Origin of the sequence: Amycolatopsis rubida (assembly GCF_900115345.1) — a bacterium.
Lineage (GTDB): Bacteria > Actinomycetota > Actinomycetes > Mycobacteriales > Pseudonocardiaceae > Amycolatopsis > Amycolatopsis rubida.
In genome coordinates this window covers 70,590-87,800 of sequence record NZ_FOWC01000009.1, presented here as the reverse complement: position 1 = coordinate 87,800, position 17,211 = coordinate 70,590, and the positions used below count along the sequence as shown (strand labels likewise).

General features: G+C 69.7%; 17 protein-coding genes. 9 read left to right on the top strand and 8 right to left on the bottom strand.

From position 1 onward, the window contains the following. Positions 1-362: 362 nt before the first annotated feature. Positions 363-1,580 carry a glycoside hydrolase family 16 protein gene (locus BM362_RS29895; protein WP_093575383.1) on the top strand — a complete coding sequence of 406 codons (1,218 nt, stop codon included), beginning with the start codon at positions 363-365 and terminating at the stop codon, positions 1,578-1,580. Between the two features lie 299 nt (positions 1,581-1,879). Here BM362_RS29895 and BM362_RS29890 read toward each other — a convergent pair whose 3' ends face one another. Continuing rightward, complete coding sequence (locus BM362_RS29890; RefSeq protein ID WP_067575309.1) at positions 1,880-2,566, bottom strand: GntR family transcriptional regulator; 687 nt, start codon at positions 2,564-2,566, stop codon at positions 1,880-1,882. Between the two features lie 148 nt (positions 2,567-2,714). On the opposite strand from BM362_RS29890, the gene BM362_RS29885 reads away from it, so the two are divergent. Genes BM362_RS29885 through BM362_RS29865 form a run of 5 tightly spaced genes read left to right on the top strand, consistent with a single transcriptional unit; the run spans position 2,715 to position 6,999 of the window. Continuing rightward, positions 2,715-3,974: an MFS transporter gene (locus BM362_RS29885; protein WP_093575382.1), complete on the top strand. Its 1,260-nt coding sequence runs from the start codon at positions 2,715-2,717 to the stop codon at positions 3,972-3,974. Then, the gene (locus tag BM362_RS29880) at positions 3,971-4,765 is read left to right on the top strand and encodes a putative hydro-lyase (RefSeq protein WP_093575381.1); all 795 of its coding nucleotides are present in this window, start codon (positions 3,971-3,973) and stop codon (positions 4,763-4,765) included. The genes BM362_RS29885 and BM362_RS29880 overlap by 4 nt, the downstream gene beginning before the upstream one ends. A gap of 1 nt (position 4,766) precedes the next feature. Next, a complete protein-coding gene (locus BM362_RS29875) occupies positions 4,767-5,516 on the top strand; it encodes a LamB/YcsF family protein (RefSeq protein ID WP_067575303.1) in 750 nt (249 codons plus the stop codon). Positions 5,517-5,521: 5 nt separating this feature from the next. Then, a complete protein-coding gene (locus BM362_RS29870; RefSeq protein ID WP_067576488.1) occupies positions 5,522-6,127 on the top strand; it encodes a 5-oxoprolinase subunit B family protein in 606 nt (201 codons plus the stop codon). Further along, the gene (locus BM362_RS29865) at positions 6,124-6,999 is read left to right on the top strand and encodes a 5-oxoprolinase subunit C family protein (RefSeq protein WP_093575380.1); all 876 of its coding nucleotides are present in this window, start codon (positions 6,124-6,126) and stop codon (positions 6,997-6,999) included. Before BM362_RS29870 ends, BM362_RS29865 begins: the two co-directional genes overlap by 4 nt. Here BM362_RS29865 and BM362_RS29860 read toward each other — a convergent pair. The 7 genes from BM362_RS29860 to BM362_RS29830 all read right to left on the bottom strand — a co-directional run bounded on the left by BM362_RS29860 (position 6,968) and on the right by BM362_RS29830 (position 14,216). Continuing rightward, a complete protein-coding gene (locus BM362_RS29860) occupies positions 6,968-7,591 on the bottom strand; it encodes an alpha-ketoglutarate-dependent dioxygenase AlkB family protein (protein ID WP_202507375.1) in 624 nt (207 codons plus the stop codon). The genes BM362_RS29865 and BM362_RS29860 overlap by 32 nt on opposite strands. 176 nt (positions 7,592-7,767) lie before the next feature. After that, positions 7,768-8,823 carry a zinc-dependent alcohol dehydrogenase family protein gene (locus BM362_RS29855; RefSeq protein ID WP_093575379.1) on the bottom strand — a complete coding sequence of 352 codons (1,056 nt, stop codon included), beginning with the start codon at positions 8,821-8,823 and terminating at the stop codon, positions 7,768-7,770. 260 nt (positions 8,824-9,083) lie between these two features. After that, positions 9,084-9,434, bottom strand: a complete 351-nt coding sequence (locus tag BM362_RS29850) for a hypothetical protein (protein WP_067575295.1) — start codon at positions 9,432-9,434, stop codon at positions 9,084-9,086. Between the two features lie 72 nt (positions 9,435-9,506). Beyond that, positions 9,507-10,325, bottom strand: coding sequence for an LLM class flavin-dependent oxidoreductase (locus BM362_RS29845; protein ID WP_167545485.1), 819 nt, complete (start codon positions 10,323-10,325; stop codon positions 9,507-9,509). 91 nt (positions 10,326-10,416) lie between these two features. Continuing rightward, complete coding sequence (locus BM362_RS29840; RefSeq protein WP_067575293.1) at positions 10,417-11,100, bottom strand: metal-dependent transcriptional regulator; 684 nt, start codon at positions 11,098-11,100, stop codon at positions 10,417-10,419. Positions 11,101-11,562: 462 nt separating this feature from the next. Continuing rightward, positions 11,563-12,003: a GNAT family N-acetyltransferase gene (locus BM362_RS29835; protein WP_067575291.1), complete on the bottom strand. Its 441-nt coding sequence runs from the start codon at positions 12,001-12,003 to the stop codon at positions 11,563-11,565. A gap of 635 nt (positions 12,004-12,638) precedes the next feature. Beyond that, on the bottom strand, positions 12,639-14,216 hold the full coding sequence (locus BM362_RS29830) for an amidohydrolase (protein ID WP_093575377.1): 1,578 nt from the start codon (positions 14,214-14,216) through the stop codon (positions 12,639-12,641). Between the two features lie 47 nt (positions 14,217-14,263). On the opposite strand from BM362_RS29830, the gene BM362_RS29825 reads away from it, so the two are divergent. From BM362_RS29825 to BM362_RS29815, 3 genes are read left to right on the top strand one after another with little or no spacing between them, the layout of a single operon-like run. Further along, on the top strand, positions 14,264-15,007 hold the full coding sequence (locus BM362_RS29825; protein ID WP_067575287.1) for an enoyl-CoA hydratase/isomerase family protein: 744 nt from the start codon (positions 14,264-14,266) through the stop codon (positions 15,005-15,007). Beyond that, positions 15,004-16,539, top strand: a complete 1,536-nt coding sequence (locus BM362_RS29820) for an ATP-dependent acyl-CoA ligase (protein ID WP_093575376.1) — start codon at positions 15,004-15,006, stop codon at positions 16,537-16,539. The genes BM362_RS29825 and BM362_RS29820 overlap by 4 nt, the downstream gene beginning before the upstream one ends. After that, entirely contained in the window at positions 16,536-17,183 is a 648-nt protein-coding gene (locus tag BM362_RS29815) for a TetR/AcrR family transcriptional regulator (protein WP_093575375.1), read from the top strand. The genes BM362_RS29820 and BM362_RS29815 overlap by 4 nt, the downstream gene beginning before the upstream one ends. The last annotated feature ends 28 nt before the right edge of the window (positions 17,184-17,211 follow it).

Sequence of the window (17,211 nt, the reverse complement as noted above, 5' to 3'; positions counted from 1 at the left end):
CCCTCCACGGACGCCGCCACCAGTGCTTTCCCGGCTCGACCCGTTTCGTTCGCTCCGCTGCGGGCTGCACCCGCGGTGGTCGAAGATCCGTCCCCGCCGTCATGTCGGCCTCTCTCCTGCGTTCGGTCTCGGCTGGCACTTCCGAACGTAGGACGGGGGCTTCCGGCGAACCATGGTGCCGACTGGCGTCACCGCGGTGGGGACAGCCTTACCCTCGGCCAGGTGACCCCGCGGGCCGTCCGTGCAGGACCTTGGCCATTGCCGCAGAGGTCCAGACCAGGCATACTTCTCCTGCTTTGTTGCCCGCCACAACAAAGCACTCCCTCGCTCTAGGTTCCTCCCCGAAAACGAGGTGCCCACGCATGCCCAGTTTCCTCAGCCGTCTCCCCACCGCACTCGCCGCGACCGCGCTGCTGGCATTCGGCCTCCAGGCCGCTCCGGCCGTCCTGTCCCCGCCCACGGCGGCAGCCGCCGACAGTTTCACCGACGATTTCAACGGCCCCGCCGGAGCCGCCGCCGACGCGTCGAAATGGACCTACGAAACCGGCGACAACAACGGCAACAACCACGAACGCCAGTGGTACACCGCGGGAGCCGCGAACGGCGCCCTCGACGGCCAGGGCCACCTGGTGATCACCGCGAAACGCGAAAACTCCGGCCACACCTGCTGGTACGGCACCTGCCAGTACACCTCCGCCCGGCTCACCACCGCCGGGAAGTTCAGCCAGGCCTACGGGCACGCCGAAACCCGGATGAAGATCCCGCGCGGCCAGGGCATGTGGCCCGCGTTCTGGATGCTCGGCGGCGGAAACTGGCCCAACGACGGCGAAATCGACGTCATGGAGAACATCGGCCGCGAGCCGAACACTGTGCACGACACGATCCACGGCCCCGGTTACTCCGGAGCCGGCGGCATCGGCGCGGCGTACAACGGGCCGGTCTTCGCCGACGCTTTCCACACTTACGCGGTCGATTGGTCGCCGAACAAGATTGTCTGGTCGGTCGACGGCAACGCTTACCAGACCCGCACCCCCGCCGATCTGAACGGCAACCGCTGGGTCTTCGACCATCCCTTCTACCTGATCCTGAACCTCGCGGTCGGCGGCGACTGGCCGGGCGATCCGGACGGCAACACGCAGTTCCCACAGCAACTGGTCGTCGACTACGTGCACGTGAGCACGAGCGGCACCGGCGGGTCAAGCGGCCGGATCATCGGCATCGGCGGCAAATGCGTCGACGTGCCGTGGGCCAATCCGGCGAACTTCACCCAGCTGCAGATCACCGACTGCAACGGCAACGCCGCGCAGGCCTGGACCATCGGCGGCGACGGGACCATTCGCGCGCTCGGCAAGTGCATGGACGTCAAGTACTCCGGCACCGCCGACGGCACCCCGGTCCAGATGTATGACTGCAACAACAGCGACGCACAGCAGTGGGTCGTGACCGCCGCGCACGACATCGTCAACCCGCACGCGAACAAATGCCTCGACGCCGCCGGGGTCAGTTCCGCCAACGGGACGAAACTGCAGCTGTGGACGTGCACCGGGAACGTCAACCAGAAATGGTCGGTGAACCAGTAGCCGTCCACTATGGACATCGTGGACGAATGAAGCACGGCGGGCCGTAACCTCCCCCCGGTGGCCACGGCCCGCCGCGGACACCGCGCGGGCCGGGCGGGAACCAAGATCTGCCGCCCGGCCGTAGGCCGCCCTCCGCGCGTCGGCTGGGGGTCCCGACGCCCGGGGCGGCACGCTCCGCGCGGCCCACTGCCGAAGGTAGCCAGACCGCGTGCGCCGTGGCGTCTCCCGGGCACCAGGGAGGGCCGAACGGCCATTCTCGCTGCCTTCCCGGACAAACCGGCCGGTTTCGACTGAACCGCTCAGCGGGTCTCGGCCAGCCCGGACAACTCCGCGTAGGCCTCGACCAGCTGTGCTTCGGCGTCGTCGAGGTAGATGGCGAGCATCTCCGCCGTACGGATCCCGTCGCCGGTCGCGAGCACGTCCAGGATTTCGTGGTTCCGCGGCAGATACCGCTCATGGAAACGGCGCGGGTCGGCCATCACGTGGAACACCAGCCGCAGCTCCGCGGCGAGCGCCTGCATCAACTCGACGATGCGCTCGCTGCCAGTGAGCGCCGCCAGTTCCGCGTGGAAACGGATGTTCGCGGTGCCCAGGTCCTGCCACTGCGCCTGCTTCGCCGCACGATCGCCGTCCGAGACCGTGCTGGCGATCTTCTCGTACGCGGCCGGCTTCTCGGTCACGTCGCGGACCGCCGCGCATTCGATGATCTTGCGGACGCGGTAGATGTCGCGCACGTCTTCGACGCTCGGCACCCGCACGAACACGCCACGGTTCAGCTCGTGCACCAACAGCCGTTCGTGAGTCAGCAGCCGGAAAGCTTCACGGAGCGTGTTGCGCGAGACCCCGAGCGCGCTGCCGATGTCCTGCTCCGAAAGCCGTACCCCGGGCAGGAAGTACCCCTCTGAAACGCGCGTGCGCAGCACGCCCGCGACTCGTTCCGCCGTGCTCGTCCGGCCGAGCAGGCCGCGATCCGCTTCCAGGCCCATCGGCTCTCCGTCGGTGACCACGTCGCCCAGCGTAGCCAGCGGACGATGAACAATAAAATGAGAGACTTGTGGAATTGTTGAACGATCCGTACGGTAGCGGCCATGTGACTCGTGCCACCATGAGTTCGTCCCCCTTGTGAGGTGCCCCATGAACGTCAACGTCGCCGACGGCACCGCGAACGCGGCCCGCCCGTTCGGCTGGTATCGCTCGCTCGGCCACAAGGGCCGCCGCGCCTTCCTCGGCGCGTTCGGCGGCTACGGCCTCGATTCGTTCGACTACCAGACCCTTCCCTTCGGCCTGGCCGCGATCACCGCCTACTTCGGCATCACGTCCGGCGAAGCGGGCCTGCTCAGCACCGTCACGCTGGTCGTGTCCGCGATCGGCGGCGTCGGAGCCGGCGTGCTCGCCGACCGCATCGGCCGCGTCCGCACGCTGCAGCTGACCATCGCGATGTACACGATCTTCACGGCGCTCTGCGGATTCGCGCCCAACTTCGAGACGCTGCTGATCTTCCGCGGCCTGCAGGGGCTCGGCTTCGGCGGCGAGTGGGCGGTGGGCGCCGCGCTGGTCGCCGAGTACTGCTCGGCCAAGTACCGCGGCCGCACGGTGGCGTTCGTGCAGAGCGCGTGGGCGGTCGGCTGGGGCCTGCTGGTGATCGTCTACACGGTGTTGTTCAGCGTGCTCGACCAGGACATCGCCTGGCGCGTGCTGTTCTGGGTCGGGGTGATTCCGGCGCTGCTCGTGCTGTGGGTGCGGCGCAGTGTCGAGGACGCGCCGGAGGCGGCCGCGCGACGGGTGTCCGCGAAGGTCAAAGGCTCACTCGCCGGGATTTTCCGGCCGAAGCTCCTGCGTACCACCGTGTTCGCCGCACTCCTCGCCACCGGCGTCCAGGGCGGTTACTACACGCTGTTCACCTGGATGCCGAAGTACCTGCAGAGCAGCCGCGGCCTGTCCGTGGTCAACACCGGCGGCTACTTCGCGCTGCTGATCCCGGGCGCGTTCATCGGTTACGTCTGCGGCGGCTATCTCACCGACCTGCTCGGCCGGAAGAAGACGTTCCTGCTGTTCTCCGTCGTTTCCGCACTGCTGATCGTGCTGTTCGTGCAGCTGCCCTACGGCGCGAACGGCCTGATGCTGCTGATCAGTTTCCCGCTCGGCTTCTCGACTTCGGCGATCTTCAGCGGCTTCGGAGCGTACCTCGCCGAGCTGTACCCGACCGAGCTGCGCGCCACCGGACAGGGCTTCACCTACAACTTCGGCCGCGCGGTCGGTGCCGCTTTCCCCGCCGTGGTGGGCTTTCTCGGCGCGGGCGGCGCGATCGTGCTCGGCGCGGTCGGCTACGCGATCGCCGCGGTGGCGCTGCTCGGCCTGCCGGAGACGCGAGGCAAGGAACTGGTGGAGTTATGACCACTTCTTACGATCCTTCGACGCTCACTCCGGCCGAGGCCCGCGCGCTCTTCCGGGCCGGCACCGAACGCCCGACCACCGGCTGGTCCGCTGGCTACGCCCAGACGAACCTGATCGCCGTCCCCGCGGACTGGGCCGGCGACGTCCGCGAGTTCTGCTCCCGCAACCCGCGGCCGTGCCCGGTGCTCGACGTCAGCGAACCCGGCGATCCGACCACGCGGCTCGCTCCCGGCGCGGATCTGCGCACCGATCTGCCGCGCTACCGCGTCTGGCACAACGGTGCCCTGACCCGCGAAATCACCGACGCCACCGGGGTGTGGCGCAGTGACATGGTCGCGTTCTCCATCGGCTGCAGCTTCAGTTTCGAGACGTTGCTGCGCGCCGCGGGCATCCCGCTGCGGCACGGGGAACAGGGCCGCAACGTCTCGATGTACGTGACGAACCGGCAGTGCGAACCGGCTGGCCGGCTGAGCGGCCCGATGGTGGTGTCGATGCGGCAAATCCCGGAAACCCTGGTCGAGGACGCGGTAGGCATCACCGCCGCGATGCCCGCGGTGCACGGCGCTCCGGTGCACGTCGGAGACCCGGCCGAACTGGGCATCGCCGACCTCGCCCGGCCGGATTTCGGCGATCCGGTCGACGCCGAACCCGGTGACGTGCCGGTGTTCTGGGCCTGCGGCGTCACCCCGCAGGCGGCGCTGATCGCGTCGCGTCCGCCGTTCGCCGTCACGCACGCCCCCGGATACATGTTCTTGACCGACCAATCCGATCGCGATTACCAGGTGGGATGACATGGACCTCAACAGCGACCTCGGCGAAGGCTTCGGTGCCTGGACCATGGGCGACGACGAAGCCATGCTCGACATCGTGACCAGCGCGAACGTGGCGTGCGGCTTTCACGCGGGCGACGCGAACGTGATGCGCCGCGTGTGCGAACGCGCGGCCGAACGCGGCGTCACCATCGGCGCGCACGTCGGCTACCGCGACCTGGCCGGCTTCGGCCGTCGCGCGCTCGACATCGCGCCGGAAGACCTCGCAGACGAAGTGCTGTACCAAATCGGCGCTCTCGACGCCTTCGCGCGCGCGGCGCACAGCTGCGTGCGTTACGTGAAGGCGCACGGCGCGCTGTACAACACCGCAGCTGTCGATCCGGAGCAGGCAGCTGCGCTTGTCGAAGGCGTACGGCGTTACCACACCGATCTGGCATTGCTGTGTCCTCCAGACTCCGAAATGCTGCGCGCGGCTCAAGCGGCGGGCGTGCCTGCGTACGCAGAAGCGTTCGCCGACCGCGCGTACACGCCTGAAGGACGCTTGGTGTCGCGCAAGCTTCCGGGTGCGGTGCTGCACGACGCGGACGAAGTCGCCGCGCGAGCGCTCACCATGGCGACCACCGGCGAGGTCGTCGACGCTGACGGCGGCAAGCTCACGCTGCGGGCGGATTCCCTGTGCGTGCACGGAGATACGCCCGGCGCGGTCGAGCTGGCCCGGCGGATTCGCGAGCTGCTCGCCGAATCCGGCGTGGTGCTGAGGTCGTTCGTGTGAGCCAGATGAGCGCGGTGTTGCGCTACGGCCGTTCCGCGTTGCTGGTGGAGGTCGACGACGTACTCGGGTTCCAGGCGGCCTGCGAAGCCGCCCAGCCCGAAGGCGTCGTCGAACTCGTGCCCGCCGCACGCACCCTGCTGGTCCGGTTCGATCGGGCCCGCACCGATTCGGCCACGCTAGCTCGTTCGCTTGCTTCACTGTCCACAGTGGATGTCTCCGAGCGCTCAGCGGACACCGTCACCCTGCCGGTGCGCTATGACGGCGCTGACCTGACGGACGTCGCCGAGGCTGCCGGACTGTCGGTTTCCGAGATCGTGCAACGGCATTCGGCAGCCACCTACGTCGCGGCGTTCTGCGGTTTCGCGCCTGGTTTCGCCTACCTGACCGGCCTTGACCCGGCGTTGCACCTGCCGCGCCGCAGCACGCCGCGCACGCGCGTGCCCGCGGGCGCGGTCGCGATCGCCGGCGAGTACAGCGCGGTCTACCCGCATCCGTCGCCCGGCGGCTGGAACCTGCTGGGCCACAGCGACGCCGAGGTGTGGGATGTCGGCCGCGAGCAGCCGAACCTGCTGGTCCCGGGCACCCGAGTGCGGTTCGAGGCGATTCGGTGACCGGGAAGATCGAGATCCTCGCGCCCGGCCCGTTCGCGACCGTGCAAGACCTCGGACGGCCCGGGTACGCGGCAGTCGGCGTCGGCCGGTCCGGCGCGGCCGACCGGGGTTCGCTGAAGCTGGCGAACCGGCTCGTCGGCAATCCGGAAACGCACGCGGCGCTGGAGGTCACCCTCGGCGGCCTGCGGCTGCGGGTTTCGGAGCACACCGTCGTCGCGGTGACCGGCGCCCAGCTGCCGATCCGCGCTGGCGGACGGGCCGCCGCCGTCGGTGCGCCGATCATCCTGCGCCCTGGAGACGAACTCGAACTCGGCGTCGCGTCGCTCGGTCTGCGCAGCTACCTCGCGGTACGCGGCGGCCTGGACGTACCGCCGGTGCTCGGCGCGCGAGCCACCGACACCCTGGGCAAACTCGGCCCGCCCGTCCTCGCCGCGGGAATGTCGCTGCCGATCGGTTCGGTGGTACAGAGCAACCCTTGGGTCGATCTCGCCCCGCTGCGCCGGCTTGCGGAAGAACCCGTGCTGCGCCTGGAGCCCGGGCCGCGGCTGGACTGGTTCACTCCGTCCGCACTGTCCACTTTGCTCGCTGGCACCTACGCCGTGACCCACGACCTCGACCGCGTCGGCGTCCGCCTTGACGGCCCCGCGCTGACCCGCGCCCGCGTCGGCGAACTGGCCCCGGAAGCCGCTGTGCCGGGCGCGCTCCAGGTACCGCCTTCCGGAGTGCCGATCCTGTTCTTGGCGGACCATCCGGTGACCGGCGGCTATCCCGTCGCCGCTGTCGTGGACGAGGACGACCTGGATCTCGCCGCCCAGCTCCGGCCCGGGCAACGGGTCCGGTTCACCTCCCCGACACCCGCACCGTCAGGTTGAGCCGCCCGGTCAGGCCAAGATCCGGATCCGCCGTGCCCGGCAGGGTTTTCGGCACCCCGTGAAACGCCAGCCGCGCCGGGCCGCCGAACACGAACAGGTCGCCCGAGCGCAGCTCGACGTCGGTGTAGGGCCGGTTGCGATGCTCGGTGTTGCCGAAGCGGAACACGCAGGTGTCGCCGAGGCTCAGCGAGACCACCGGCTCCGTCGAGTGCTCGTCTTTGTCCTGGTGCATGCCCATTTTCGCGGTGGCGTCGTAGTAGTTCACGAGCGCCACGTCGGGCTGATAGTCCTCAGCTGGCCGGTCGTAGGCGTCGGCGAGCGCGCGGCGGCCGAGGTCGGCCAGCCAGTCCGGGAACGGCTCCACCGGCGAACCGTCCTCGCGTAGCCGGTCGTAGCGGTACGGCCGCCACTGCCAGCCCAAACAGACCGTGCGCACCGACATCACTCCGCCGCCCGGCAGCCGGGTCGCCCGGTAGCCGCGCCAGCCACGACAGGCCGTGACGAGGTCGCGTTGTTCTTGACCGGTGAGCCAATCCGGGACGTGCACCGCGCCCGGGGCGATTTCCCGGCGCGGACGAGGCAGCAGCTCCATCACGCCGCCTCGCGGCCGGTGGCCGCAGGAGTCACCCGGACGGGCGCTCCTGCGGCGGGTTCCCCTCGCCACTTGCCGCCAAGCTTCGGAGAATTCCACACCGCCGCGGGTCCCGCCAGGTCTTGGCCAGCTACAACTCGGACTCGCCACCCAGGGTGTTTGCCGGTCACCACTCGTCACCCGAACTCGACGACAGTTACCCCGGCCCGGGCAGGCACCGGATCACTCATCGCAGCGAGCGCCGCTGGCACCCCGTCCAGCCCGATCCGTGTGCCGATCAACCCGGCCAGATCGATGCCGGACCGCTCGACCACGCCGAGCAGTTCGGGGTACTCATATGCCTGCAGGCCATGGATCCCGACGATTTCCAGCTCGCCGCCGACCACGCGATGCATCGGAATCGGCGGCACTCCCTGACTGGGCGGCATCAATCCAGCCTGCACGTGCCGGCCGCGCTTGCGCAAGCTGCCCACCGAAGCCGCACAGGTGGCCGGGGAGCCGAGGCAGTCCAGCGACACGTGCGTACCGCCGTCAGTGCGCTCACGAACGTACGCGGCCAACTCTTCGGGCCCGTCAAACGCACTGGCGTCGACGCTCAACACTGCGCCAGACCGCTCGGCCGCGGCGCGCGCCTGCGGCGAGACGTCAACCGCAACCACCTTCGCACCGGCAGCAGTCGCTAGGAGGACCGCGGAGATGCCTACGCCGCCACAGCCGTACACAGACACCCACTGCCCCGCGCGTACGCCGCCCTGGCGCAACACTGCGCGAAAAGCCGTCCCGAAGCGGCAACCGAGCGCAGCAGCTTCCGCCGACGACATCGAGTCCGGCAACGCGACCAGGTTCGTCTGCGCGTGCTCGATGGCGACCTTCTCGGCGAACGAACCCCAGTGAGTCGCGCCAGGCTGGAACTCGTCGTCGCAGATCTGCTGGTCGCCCTTGGCACACTGGGCACAGACGCCGCACGCACACACGAACGGGACGGTGACCCGGTCACCCTTCGTCCAGCCCACGACGCCCGCGCCGACCTCGACGATCCGCCCCGCGAGCTCGTGCCCGGCCACGTGCGGCAGCCGGACCGCCTCGTCGTGCCCCTGCCAGGTATGCCAATCACTGCGGCACACGCCGGTCGCTTCGACCGCGATGACGACCCCGCCGTCGGGGGTCGCCGGATCCGGTACTTCCCGCACTTCGGGAAGCACGCCGAACTCTTCGATCACGACCGCACGCATGGGTCCGATCGTAGAAGCCGCCTTGCGGGCCACTGGCTTCAGCTCACCCGGGCTTGCGTGCCCCCAATGTGGCATTGGGAGGCATCTCACACACCGAACACCACACGGGGGTTTCTCCACGCGCGGGTCTCGCTCGATGCGCAGGTTCACCGGCCGATAGCTGCGGTCCGGCGCGCGTGCCTGGGCGAACGCGGCGGACGACGGTGCGCAAGCGTCGGGATACGCCTGCGCGCTTCGCCGTCCGCCGCGGCCGGGCGCGCTCAGGAGAGCGGCTGGCCCGGCTGATGGAACTGGCCCCGCGGACGCGGCGGGCCGAGCAGCCTGCGCAGCGACCCGTCCGGGACGCCGAGGATCTGCTCAAGATTTCGCAGTGCCCGCAAGGATTCCGGGCGTTCCGGGCGGCAGCGGCCGGATTGCCAATGGCTCAAGGTCGCGAGACTGACCGTGGTTCCCCTTACCCGCAGCCGATATCTGATGCGTTCAAGGCCGAGCCCGCGGGCCCGGATGGCCGCGCGCAGCGCTTCGGCGAACGGGCCGGTTTCGAGCAATTGCCCGAGATCCCGTCCCGCGGTACTCCCCCGGTCGATCGTCGGTGTTCGCTGACCGGTCATCGCACACGCTCCGAACCACGTCGCTGGGAAACCTCGGAGCGTAGGCCGGACAACGCATGATCGGAAGGGCTTTCACCCTTGTGCGGAGAGTGCGCGGGCAATCGCGGCGAACGGTTCGACGTAGCCGGAATTGACCGTGACACAGGAAATCCCCCACCGCTCCCGCCAGCGGAGAAGCATTTCCCCAGCGGCGTCAGGGTTTTCCGGCACCACCGTGACAGCTTTCTCCTCGACCAGTTGTGGCACGTCAACCCCGATGTAGCGGGCCAGCTGCGGAGAAGGCCTGTCCCCGATCGCGGTGAGGTTCACCGCCAATTCGACGTCCCGGCTTCCCGCGAACGAGCGAAAAGTGTCCACAATGGAGTCAGCCTGTTCCTCGGTCGTGCGCGGCCCCCAGGAAAACGTCACGACGTCGGCGGTGCGCGCGGCGAGCGCGAGCATTTTGGGCCCGGAACCCGCGAGCAATAGCCGGGGCCGCTCGGGGCGCTGCGAAAGCACCTCGATGGTGTCCGCCAACCGGGCGACGCGCTCCCCCGGCGAAGGAAAATCGCGGCCCAGCGTCGCGGCGTGCTTGCCCGCTCCGGGATGGCCGACGCCCAGCCCCAGCAGGAAACGGCCGCCAGTCGCCTGATGCAGTGAATCGGCCTGCCACGCGAGGTTCCGGGCCGCACGGAACGGATCGGCCAGCACGAAGGTGCCGACGGTGAGCTTGCTCGTGACCGCGGCGGCGGCCGGAACGAGCGTCAACGGGTCGAGCCCGCCGACCGGGTCGGTCGCGAACATCGTGTCGAGACCCAGCTCCTCGATCCGGCGGGCCTGCGCGGTCCAGGACTCCAGATCCGGGGCGTACCCGGCGACGATGCCGAAGCGGAACGGCTTGGTAGTGGTCATGCCGACCATCGTCGGCGGCCGGGCGGACACGCACATCCGCCCAGCGGCGACACTCGCGCGTACGCTCCTCAGCGCAGCCCCTCGTGAGCCCTCAGCGCAGGGTGACCGACAACGCCTGCGCGATCTCCTTGCCGATGGCGTGCGTGGCAGCGTCCGGCGGCTGGCCGACCTTCACCACCATCGGCCCGCCGAACGGCTGCCGCTCGACGACCTCGATGCGCTCGCCGAGCCCGATCGCGTGCTCGGTGAGGTAGCGCAGCAGGTCCGGATCGGTGTCCCACACGCGGACGATCTCGCCGACCGCACCGGGCGGCAGGTCGTCCAGGATGCGCATCGGAAGCTCCTCGACGCTGCCGTCCGGAGCCGGGATCGGGTCGCCGTGCGGATCGCGCACCGGATTGCCGAGCTTGGCCGCGATCCGGTCGACAAGCCGATCGGAGACGGCGTGCTCCAGCGCGTCGGCCTCGGCATGGACCTCGTCCCAGGTGTAGCCGAGTTCGGAGACCAGGTACGTCTCGATCAGCCGGTGCCTGCGCAGCACCGACCGCGCGAGCTGCCGCCCCTCCGACGTCAGCTCGATGCCGCGGTAGGGCACGTGCGCGACCAGACCGAGCTGCGAAAGCTTCGTGACCATCCCCGACGCCGACGACGGACTCACCTCAAGCCGCCCGGCCAGCGACGCGTTGGTGACCGCCTCGCCCCGTTCGACCAGCCCGTAGATCACCCGCACGTAGTCCTCGACCGACGACGACCTCCGGACGGAACCATCTTCCATGCCGCATACGATACGGGGCCCAGCCTGCCGGGGTCGCCCGGTCAGGGACGCTGGCGGCGGGCCGGGATGGTCTTGTCGCGGAGCACCGGCCGGTGGGGCTGTTCGGCGGTCCGCGAGGTCCGGCGTTGTTGTCCGGATGCTGCTGCTGAGTCTTCGCAGCTGTCCGGTCAGTGAGAGCGTTGCGCGGCCGCGGCATGACCGATGTCGCCTGTCCCCGCCGTCGCAATCGCGCGGCTCTTCGCAGCTGCCCGTCGCGTGTCCCTCCGGTCAGCCGGTCGTGTGCCGCCCTGGCCCAAGACCGACCCGGCCGTCCGGTCAGCCGGAGCGTTGCGCAGCCGCCGGTACCCGGCCATGACTTACGCGGCCGTCGCGATCGCGCGGCTCCTCGCAGCTGCCCGTCGCGTGTCCCTCCGGTCAGCCCGTCGCGTGCCGCCCTGGCCCAAGACCGACCCGGCCGTCCGGTCACGGCCGCCAGCGGTAGCGGATCCAGCCCGGGACCGGCTCCGCGCCGAGTTGCGCGTAGAACGCCTCCGCCTTGGCGTTGCCAGCCTGCATGTCCCACTCGACGCGCCCTGTCGTGCGGGCCCGGAGCGCGTCGAGCAGTTCCCTGCCCAGCCCGTGCCTGCGGTGCTCCGGACGGATGAACAGATCGTCGAGCCAGATGCCGGGACGACCTTCCCACGTGGAGAAATTCCAGCTGCAGAAGGCGAACCCGGCAACGACGTCCGGACGTCCCGGCGGCGTGCACATCAGCACCCACGCCTTCGGTTCCGGACCGAACAGGTGGCTGCTCATCTCGGCGCGGTCGAGTTTGAGGTCGTGCTTGTCCTCGTAGACCGCGTGTTCCTCGATGAGGCCGCAGATCTCCTCGACATCCTCGAAGACGGCTTCGCGAACGGGCATCAGGCACCCCTTTTTTGTCGGTGGTGGCGGCTACGGTGCAGGTATCAGAGCAGGGCAATGGGAATCCGGCGCGGCGGAGCCGGTGTGAAGCGGTACGAGACGGAAGGAGTTGGTGACGGTTGATCGGTGAATCGACAAGTGAATAGGCGGATGAGCAGGCCGGGGAGCTGTCGAGCGGTGGCGAGCATGCACGCCACCGGCGAGCGGCGGCGGACGCACAAACCGATCGCCGAGCGGTGGGGAGTGCGCGGGCAAGCTGACGGATGCTGGCGAACACACGCACCAACCTGCGAGCGGCGAAGAGCCCACGACCAAGCCGCCCAGCGGTTCTCGCACGCGGAGCGTGCGCCGAGCGCGCAAGCCGACCAGCGATTCTCGCACGCGGAGCGTGCGCCGAGCGCGCAAGCCGACCAGCGATTCTCGCACACGGAACGTGCGCCGAGCGCGCAAGCCGACCGGCGGTGCCGAGCGCGCAAGCCGACCAGCGGTTCTCGCACGCGGAGCGTGCGCCGAGCGCGCAAGCCGACCGGCGGTTCTCGCACACGGAGCGTGCGCCGAGCCGACCAGCGGGCGAACGCGCAAGCCGTCCAGCGGGCGAACCAGCCCACCCGCCGACCGCAACACCGACGTCCTCATCACGCGGCCTCGTAGAGGAGCTCTCCACCCACCGCGGTGCCGAGCACACGAACGTCCTCCACAGTGGACAGTGGGTCCGCGGACAGCACCACGAAGTCCGCGAGCTTGCCTGGCTCCAGGGTGCCGAGGTAGCTCTCCGCGAAGGTCGCGTAGGCCGAGCCGTACGTGTAGGCGCGCAGGGCCTCCGCCGGGGTCAGCGCTTCCTCTGCCGCGAACGGTTCGCCGGTGGACGTCCGGCGGTGGACCATGTCGGCGAGGCCCAGCAGCGGGGCACCGTCGACGACGGGGCGGTCTGAGCTGGCGGGCAGGACGCATCCGGCATCGAGGACGCTGCGGAGGCGGTAGCACCACGGCACCCGCGCTTCGCCGAGGGCCGCGCGCATGCCGTCGCCCAGTTCGTTCACGAACCGGCCTTGCGGGGACGCGATCAGACCCAGTGCGGCCAGACGGGTCAACTCCGTCGGCGGGAGTACGGCGCAGTGTTCGATGCGGTGGCGGTGATCGGCGCGCGGGTTGGCGGCTAGGGCGGCTTCGTAGGCGTCCAGGACGACCGTGATGGCTCGGTCGCCGATGGCGTGGGTCGCGATCTGCCAGCCGGCGTCGTGGGCTTGGCGGATGGTGCGCGCCAGTTCGTCCTCGGGTACCTGGAAGTAGCCGCGGTTGTCCGGTTCGCCATCGAACGGTTCGTGCATCGCGCAGGTGCGGCCGACCAGCGAGCCGTCTGCGAAGAGTTTCATGGGCCCGATCCGCAGCCACTCGTCGCCGAGGCCGGTGCGCAGGCCTAGGTCCAGGCCGAAGCCGGCACCGTCGGGCAGGTCGTGCAGGACGCTCGCGGCGACCATGACCGTGCTGCGGACTCGCAGGACGCCGCGTTCGCGCGCGAGCTGGTACGCGGCCAGCTCCGCCGGTGTCTCGCCGACCAGGCCGCCGCCGATTCCGGCTTCCTGGACGCTCGTGATGCCCTCGGACAGGTACTGCCGGCTCGCCCGGTCGAGGCCTCGGACCACCGATTCGAGCGGCGTCGGGTAGGTCAGCGGGCGCAACAGCAACTGTGCCTGCTCGCGCAGCAAACCGGTCGGCGAGCCGTCGGCGGACTGGACTACGTCGCCGCCGACAGGGACGTTCGCGAGGTCCAGCCGGTCCAGCACCGCGGTGTTGACCAGCGTCATGTGGCCGGACGTGTGCTTGAGCCGCACGAGCATGCCGGGGGCTGCGCGGTCGAGACCATGCCGGTCGGGGTGCTCGCCGCCGGCGAGTTTGTTCTGGTCGTAGCCGCTGCCGACGACCCAGCTCCCGGCGGGCAGCCCGGCCGCGCGCCGCGCCACCGCGTCGTAGACCTCGTCGACGCTGCGGCAGTCGCTGAGCGGCACGTCGTCCAGGCCCATGCCGAACCAGGCCATGTGGTTGTGCGCGTCGTGGAACCCGGGCGCGACGAAACCCCCGCCGAGGTCCACCCGGCGGCGGGCGGACAGTTCGCGCGCGTCGTCGCCCAGTACCGCGATCCGGCCGTGCAGCACCGCCAGCGCGGTGTCGCCGGTGACCAGCCTGGCGTTCTCGTACACCGCGTCAACCTGCATGCCTCCGACACTATCGATCGATCGATCGAACGTCTAGGCTCCCCTCCATGAGCACCGTTGACCTGGCCGTCGAGGGCGGCATCGCGCAGATCCGGCTGAACCGGCCCGAGCGGCTCAACGCCGTCGCGCCCGTGCTGGTGGACGACTTCCTCACCGCGCTGGAGGAGGTCGCGCACAGCGAAGCCCGCGTCGTCCTGCTCTCCGGCAACGGCCGCGCCTTCTGCGCCGGGCACGACCTGAAGGAGCCCACCCCCGAGGGTGACTCCCGGGCGAGGCTGGAGCGGCTCCAGGACGTCACGCGCCGGCTGCGTGCGCTGCGTCAGCCGGTGATCGCCGCCGTGCACGGGTACGCGATCGGCGCGGGCGCGGAGTTCGCGCTGGGCTGCGACCTGATCCTGGCCGCCGAGGACGCGGTGTTCGCGTTCCCCGAGGTGTCGCTGGGGCTGAGCGTCACCGGTGCCGCGTCGAGGCTGCTCCCGCTGCTGGTCGGGCCGGTCAAGGCGAAGGAACTGCTGCTGCTCGGCGACCGGTTCGACGGCCGTCGCGCGCACGACCTCGGCCTCGTCAACGCCGCCGTACCAGCGGACGAGCTGATGCCGCTCGCGCTCGGCTGGGCCGAGAAGATCGCCCATCACCCGCCGGAGGCCGCCGCGATGGCGAAGCGGGCGCTGGACGCTGGGATCGACCACGCCTTCGATTCGGCGCTGGAACTCGAGGTCACCCACGCCCTGATCACCGAGCACTCGGCCGCCGTCCGCGAGTCGACCGAAGCGTTCCGGAGCCGGGCGTGACTCCGCTGCGGAACGTCGACACGCTGGTCGCGCTGGTCACGCGCGCCGCGCAGCTCTGGCCGAAACGCACTGCGTGGATCTTCGACAGCACCGGCGCCCGGTTCACCTTCGCCGAGGTCGACGACCGCAGCGGACGCCTCGCGAAAGCGCTCCAGGACCAAGGCATTCAGGCAGGCGATCGGGTCGCGGTGATGCTTCGCAATGACCCGGAATTCCCGCTCCTGTGGCTCGCGCTCGCCAAACTCGGCGCCGTTCTGGTTCCGGTGAACATCAACTACCGTGAATTCGACGGCGCGCACGTCCTGCGCCACTCCGGCGCGCGCTTGGCGGTAGCCGCCGAAGAGTTCGTGGAACTGCTGGAGAAAATCGCGCCGGAAACGACTGTGGAACGCGTCCTCACGCCGGACGCATTGAAGGCGGAAACGCGCTGCGAACCGGACTCGGTGGTGGCCGAGCAGCCGGTCAACATCCAGTACACCTCCGGCACCACCGGCGCGCCGAAGGGCTGCGTGCTGCCGCACCGATACTGGACCACGCTCGCGATCGGACTCGCCAGCGACTTCCCCGCCGTCAGCGAAGACGATATTCTGCTTACCGCGCAACCGTTCCACTATATCGATCCACAGTGGAACGTCGCACTCGCGCTGGCCGCCGGGGCTGCGCTCGTCGTGCTGGACCGCTTCCACCCGTCCACGTTCTGGGCAAAGGTCCGCGAGCACGAGGTCACCTGGTTCTACTGCCTCGGCCTGATGCCGACGCTGCTGCTGCGCCAGCCGCCGCATCCAGACGACCGGAACCACCGCGTCCGCGCGATCAGCGCGTCGGCGATCCCGCCGGACCTGCACGCTCAGCTGGAAGAACGCTGGGGCGTGCCGTGGTACGAGGCGTTCGGGATGACCGAGACCGGCGGGGACATCCGGGTTTCCGAGTCCGATCACGACGCCGCGGTGGGCACCGGCTGCATCGGACGGCCGACCCGCGATCGCGAAGCGATGATCGCCGGAGAGGACGGGAACCCGTTGCCTCGCGGCGAAACCGGCGAACTGCTGATCCGCGGCATCGGGCTGATGCACGGCTACCACGAGGACCCCGAAGCGACCGCGCGCGCTTTCGCGGGCGGCTGGTTCCACACCGGCGACCTCGCCCGGATGGACGACGAAGGCCGGGTCTACTACCTCGGCCGCACCAAGGACATGATCCGGCGCAGCGGCGAGAACATCTCCGCCGACGAGGTGGAGCGCGCGCTGCTCCAACATCCGAAAGTGCAGCTCGCGGCCGTGCTCGCGGTTCCGGACGAGCTGCGCGGCGAGGAAGTGAAGGCGTACGTCGTGTGCGGCGAGAACCGGCCGTCGCCCGAAGAGCTGGCGGAGTTCTGCGCGCAGCAACTGGCGTACTTCAAGGTGCCGAGGTTCTGGGCCTTCGCAGACGACCTGCCACGCACGCCGTCCGAACGCGTCGCGAAGGGCGAACTGCGGAAGGCCGCCGACCTCCGCGCCGGTTCCTGGGACCGCAGCACCGGGGAGTGGCGATGAGCAGCGCCGAACGCGTCCGATCCGCAGCCGTGAAACTGTTCGCCACCAAGGGTTTCCACGGCACAGGCATCCGGGACCTGGCCCAGGAAGCCGAACTTTCTTCGGCGACGCTCTACCACTACATGGGCACCAAGGAAGATCTTCTTGTCGAGATCATGACGACCTCGCTGCACCGCCTGATCGACGCGGTGGCTAAGGCCACCGCGGGCAGCGACGATCCGGTGGTCCGGATGCGCACGCTGGTCGCGCTGCACGTCCTCGCGCACGCCGTCCAGCCGGGCGAAACCCGGGTGGTGGACAACGAAGTCGACGCGCTTTCGGCTCCGGCGCGTGCCCGGGTCGTCGCACTGCGGGACGAATACGAGCAGTTCTGGGCGAAGGCGATCGAGGACGGCGCCGCGGCGAACGTGTTCCACACCGCACAACCGGCCGTGACGCGGCTCGCATTGCTGGAAATGTGCAGCGGCGTGGCCAGGTGGTATTCCCCGACGGGCCCGCTCAAGCTCGAAGACCTGGCCACGCACTACGCGGAGCTGGCATTGCGGGCCCTCGGACATCCGGTCGCGGTGCGTGCGCACGACCTCCGGCAATGCCTCGAAGTGGTCGCCCAGGTGTGGGACTTGCCTGTCCAAGAGGGCTTTTAGGGCCATACGCCTTGCTCAGACGGCGAAC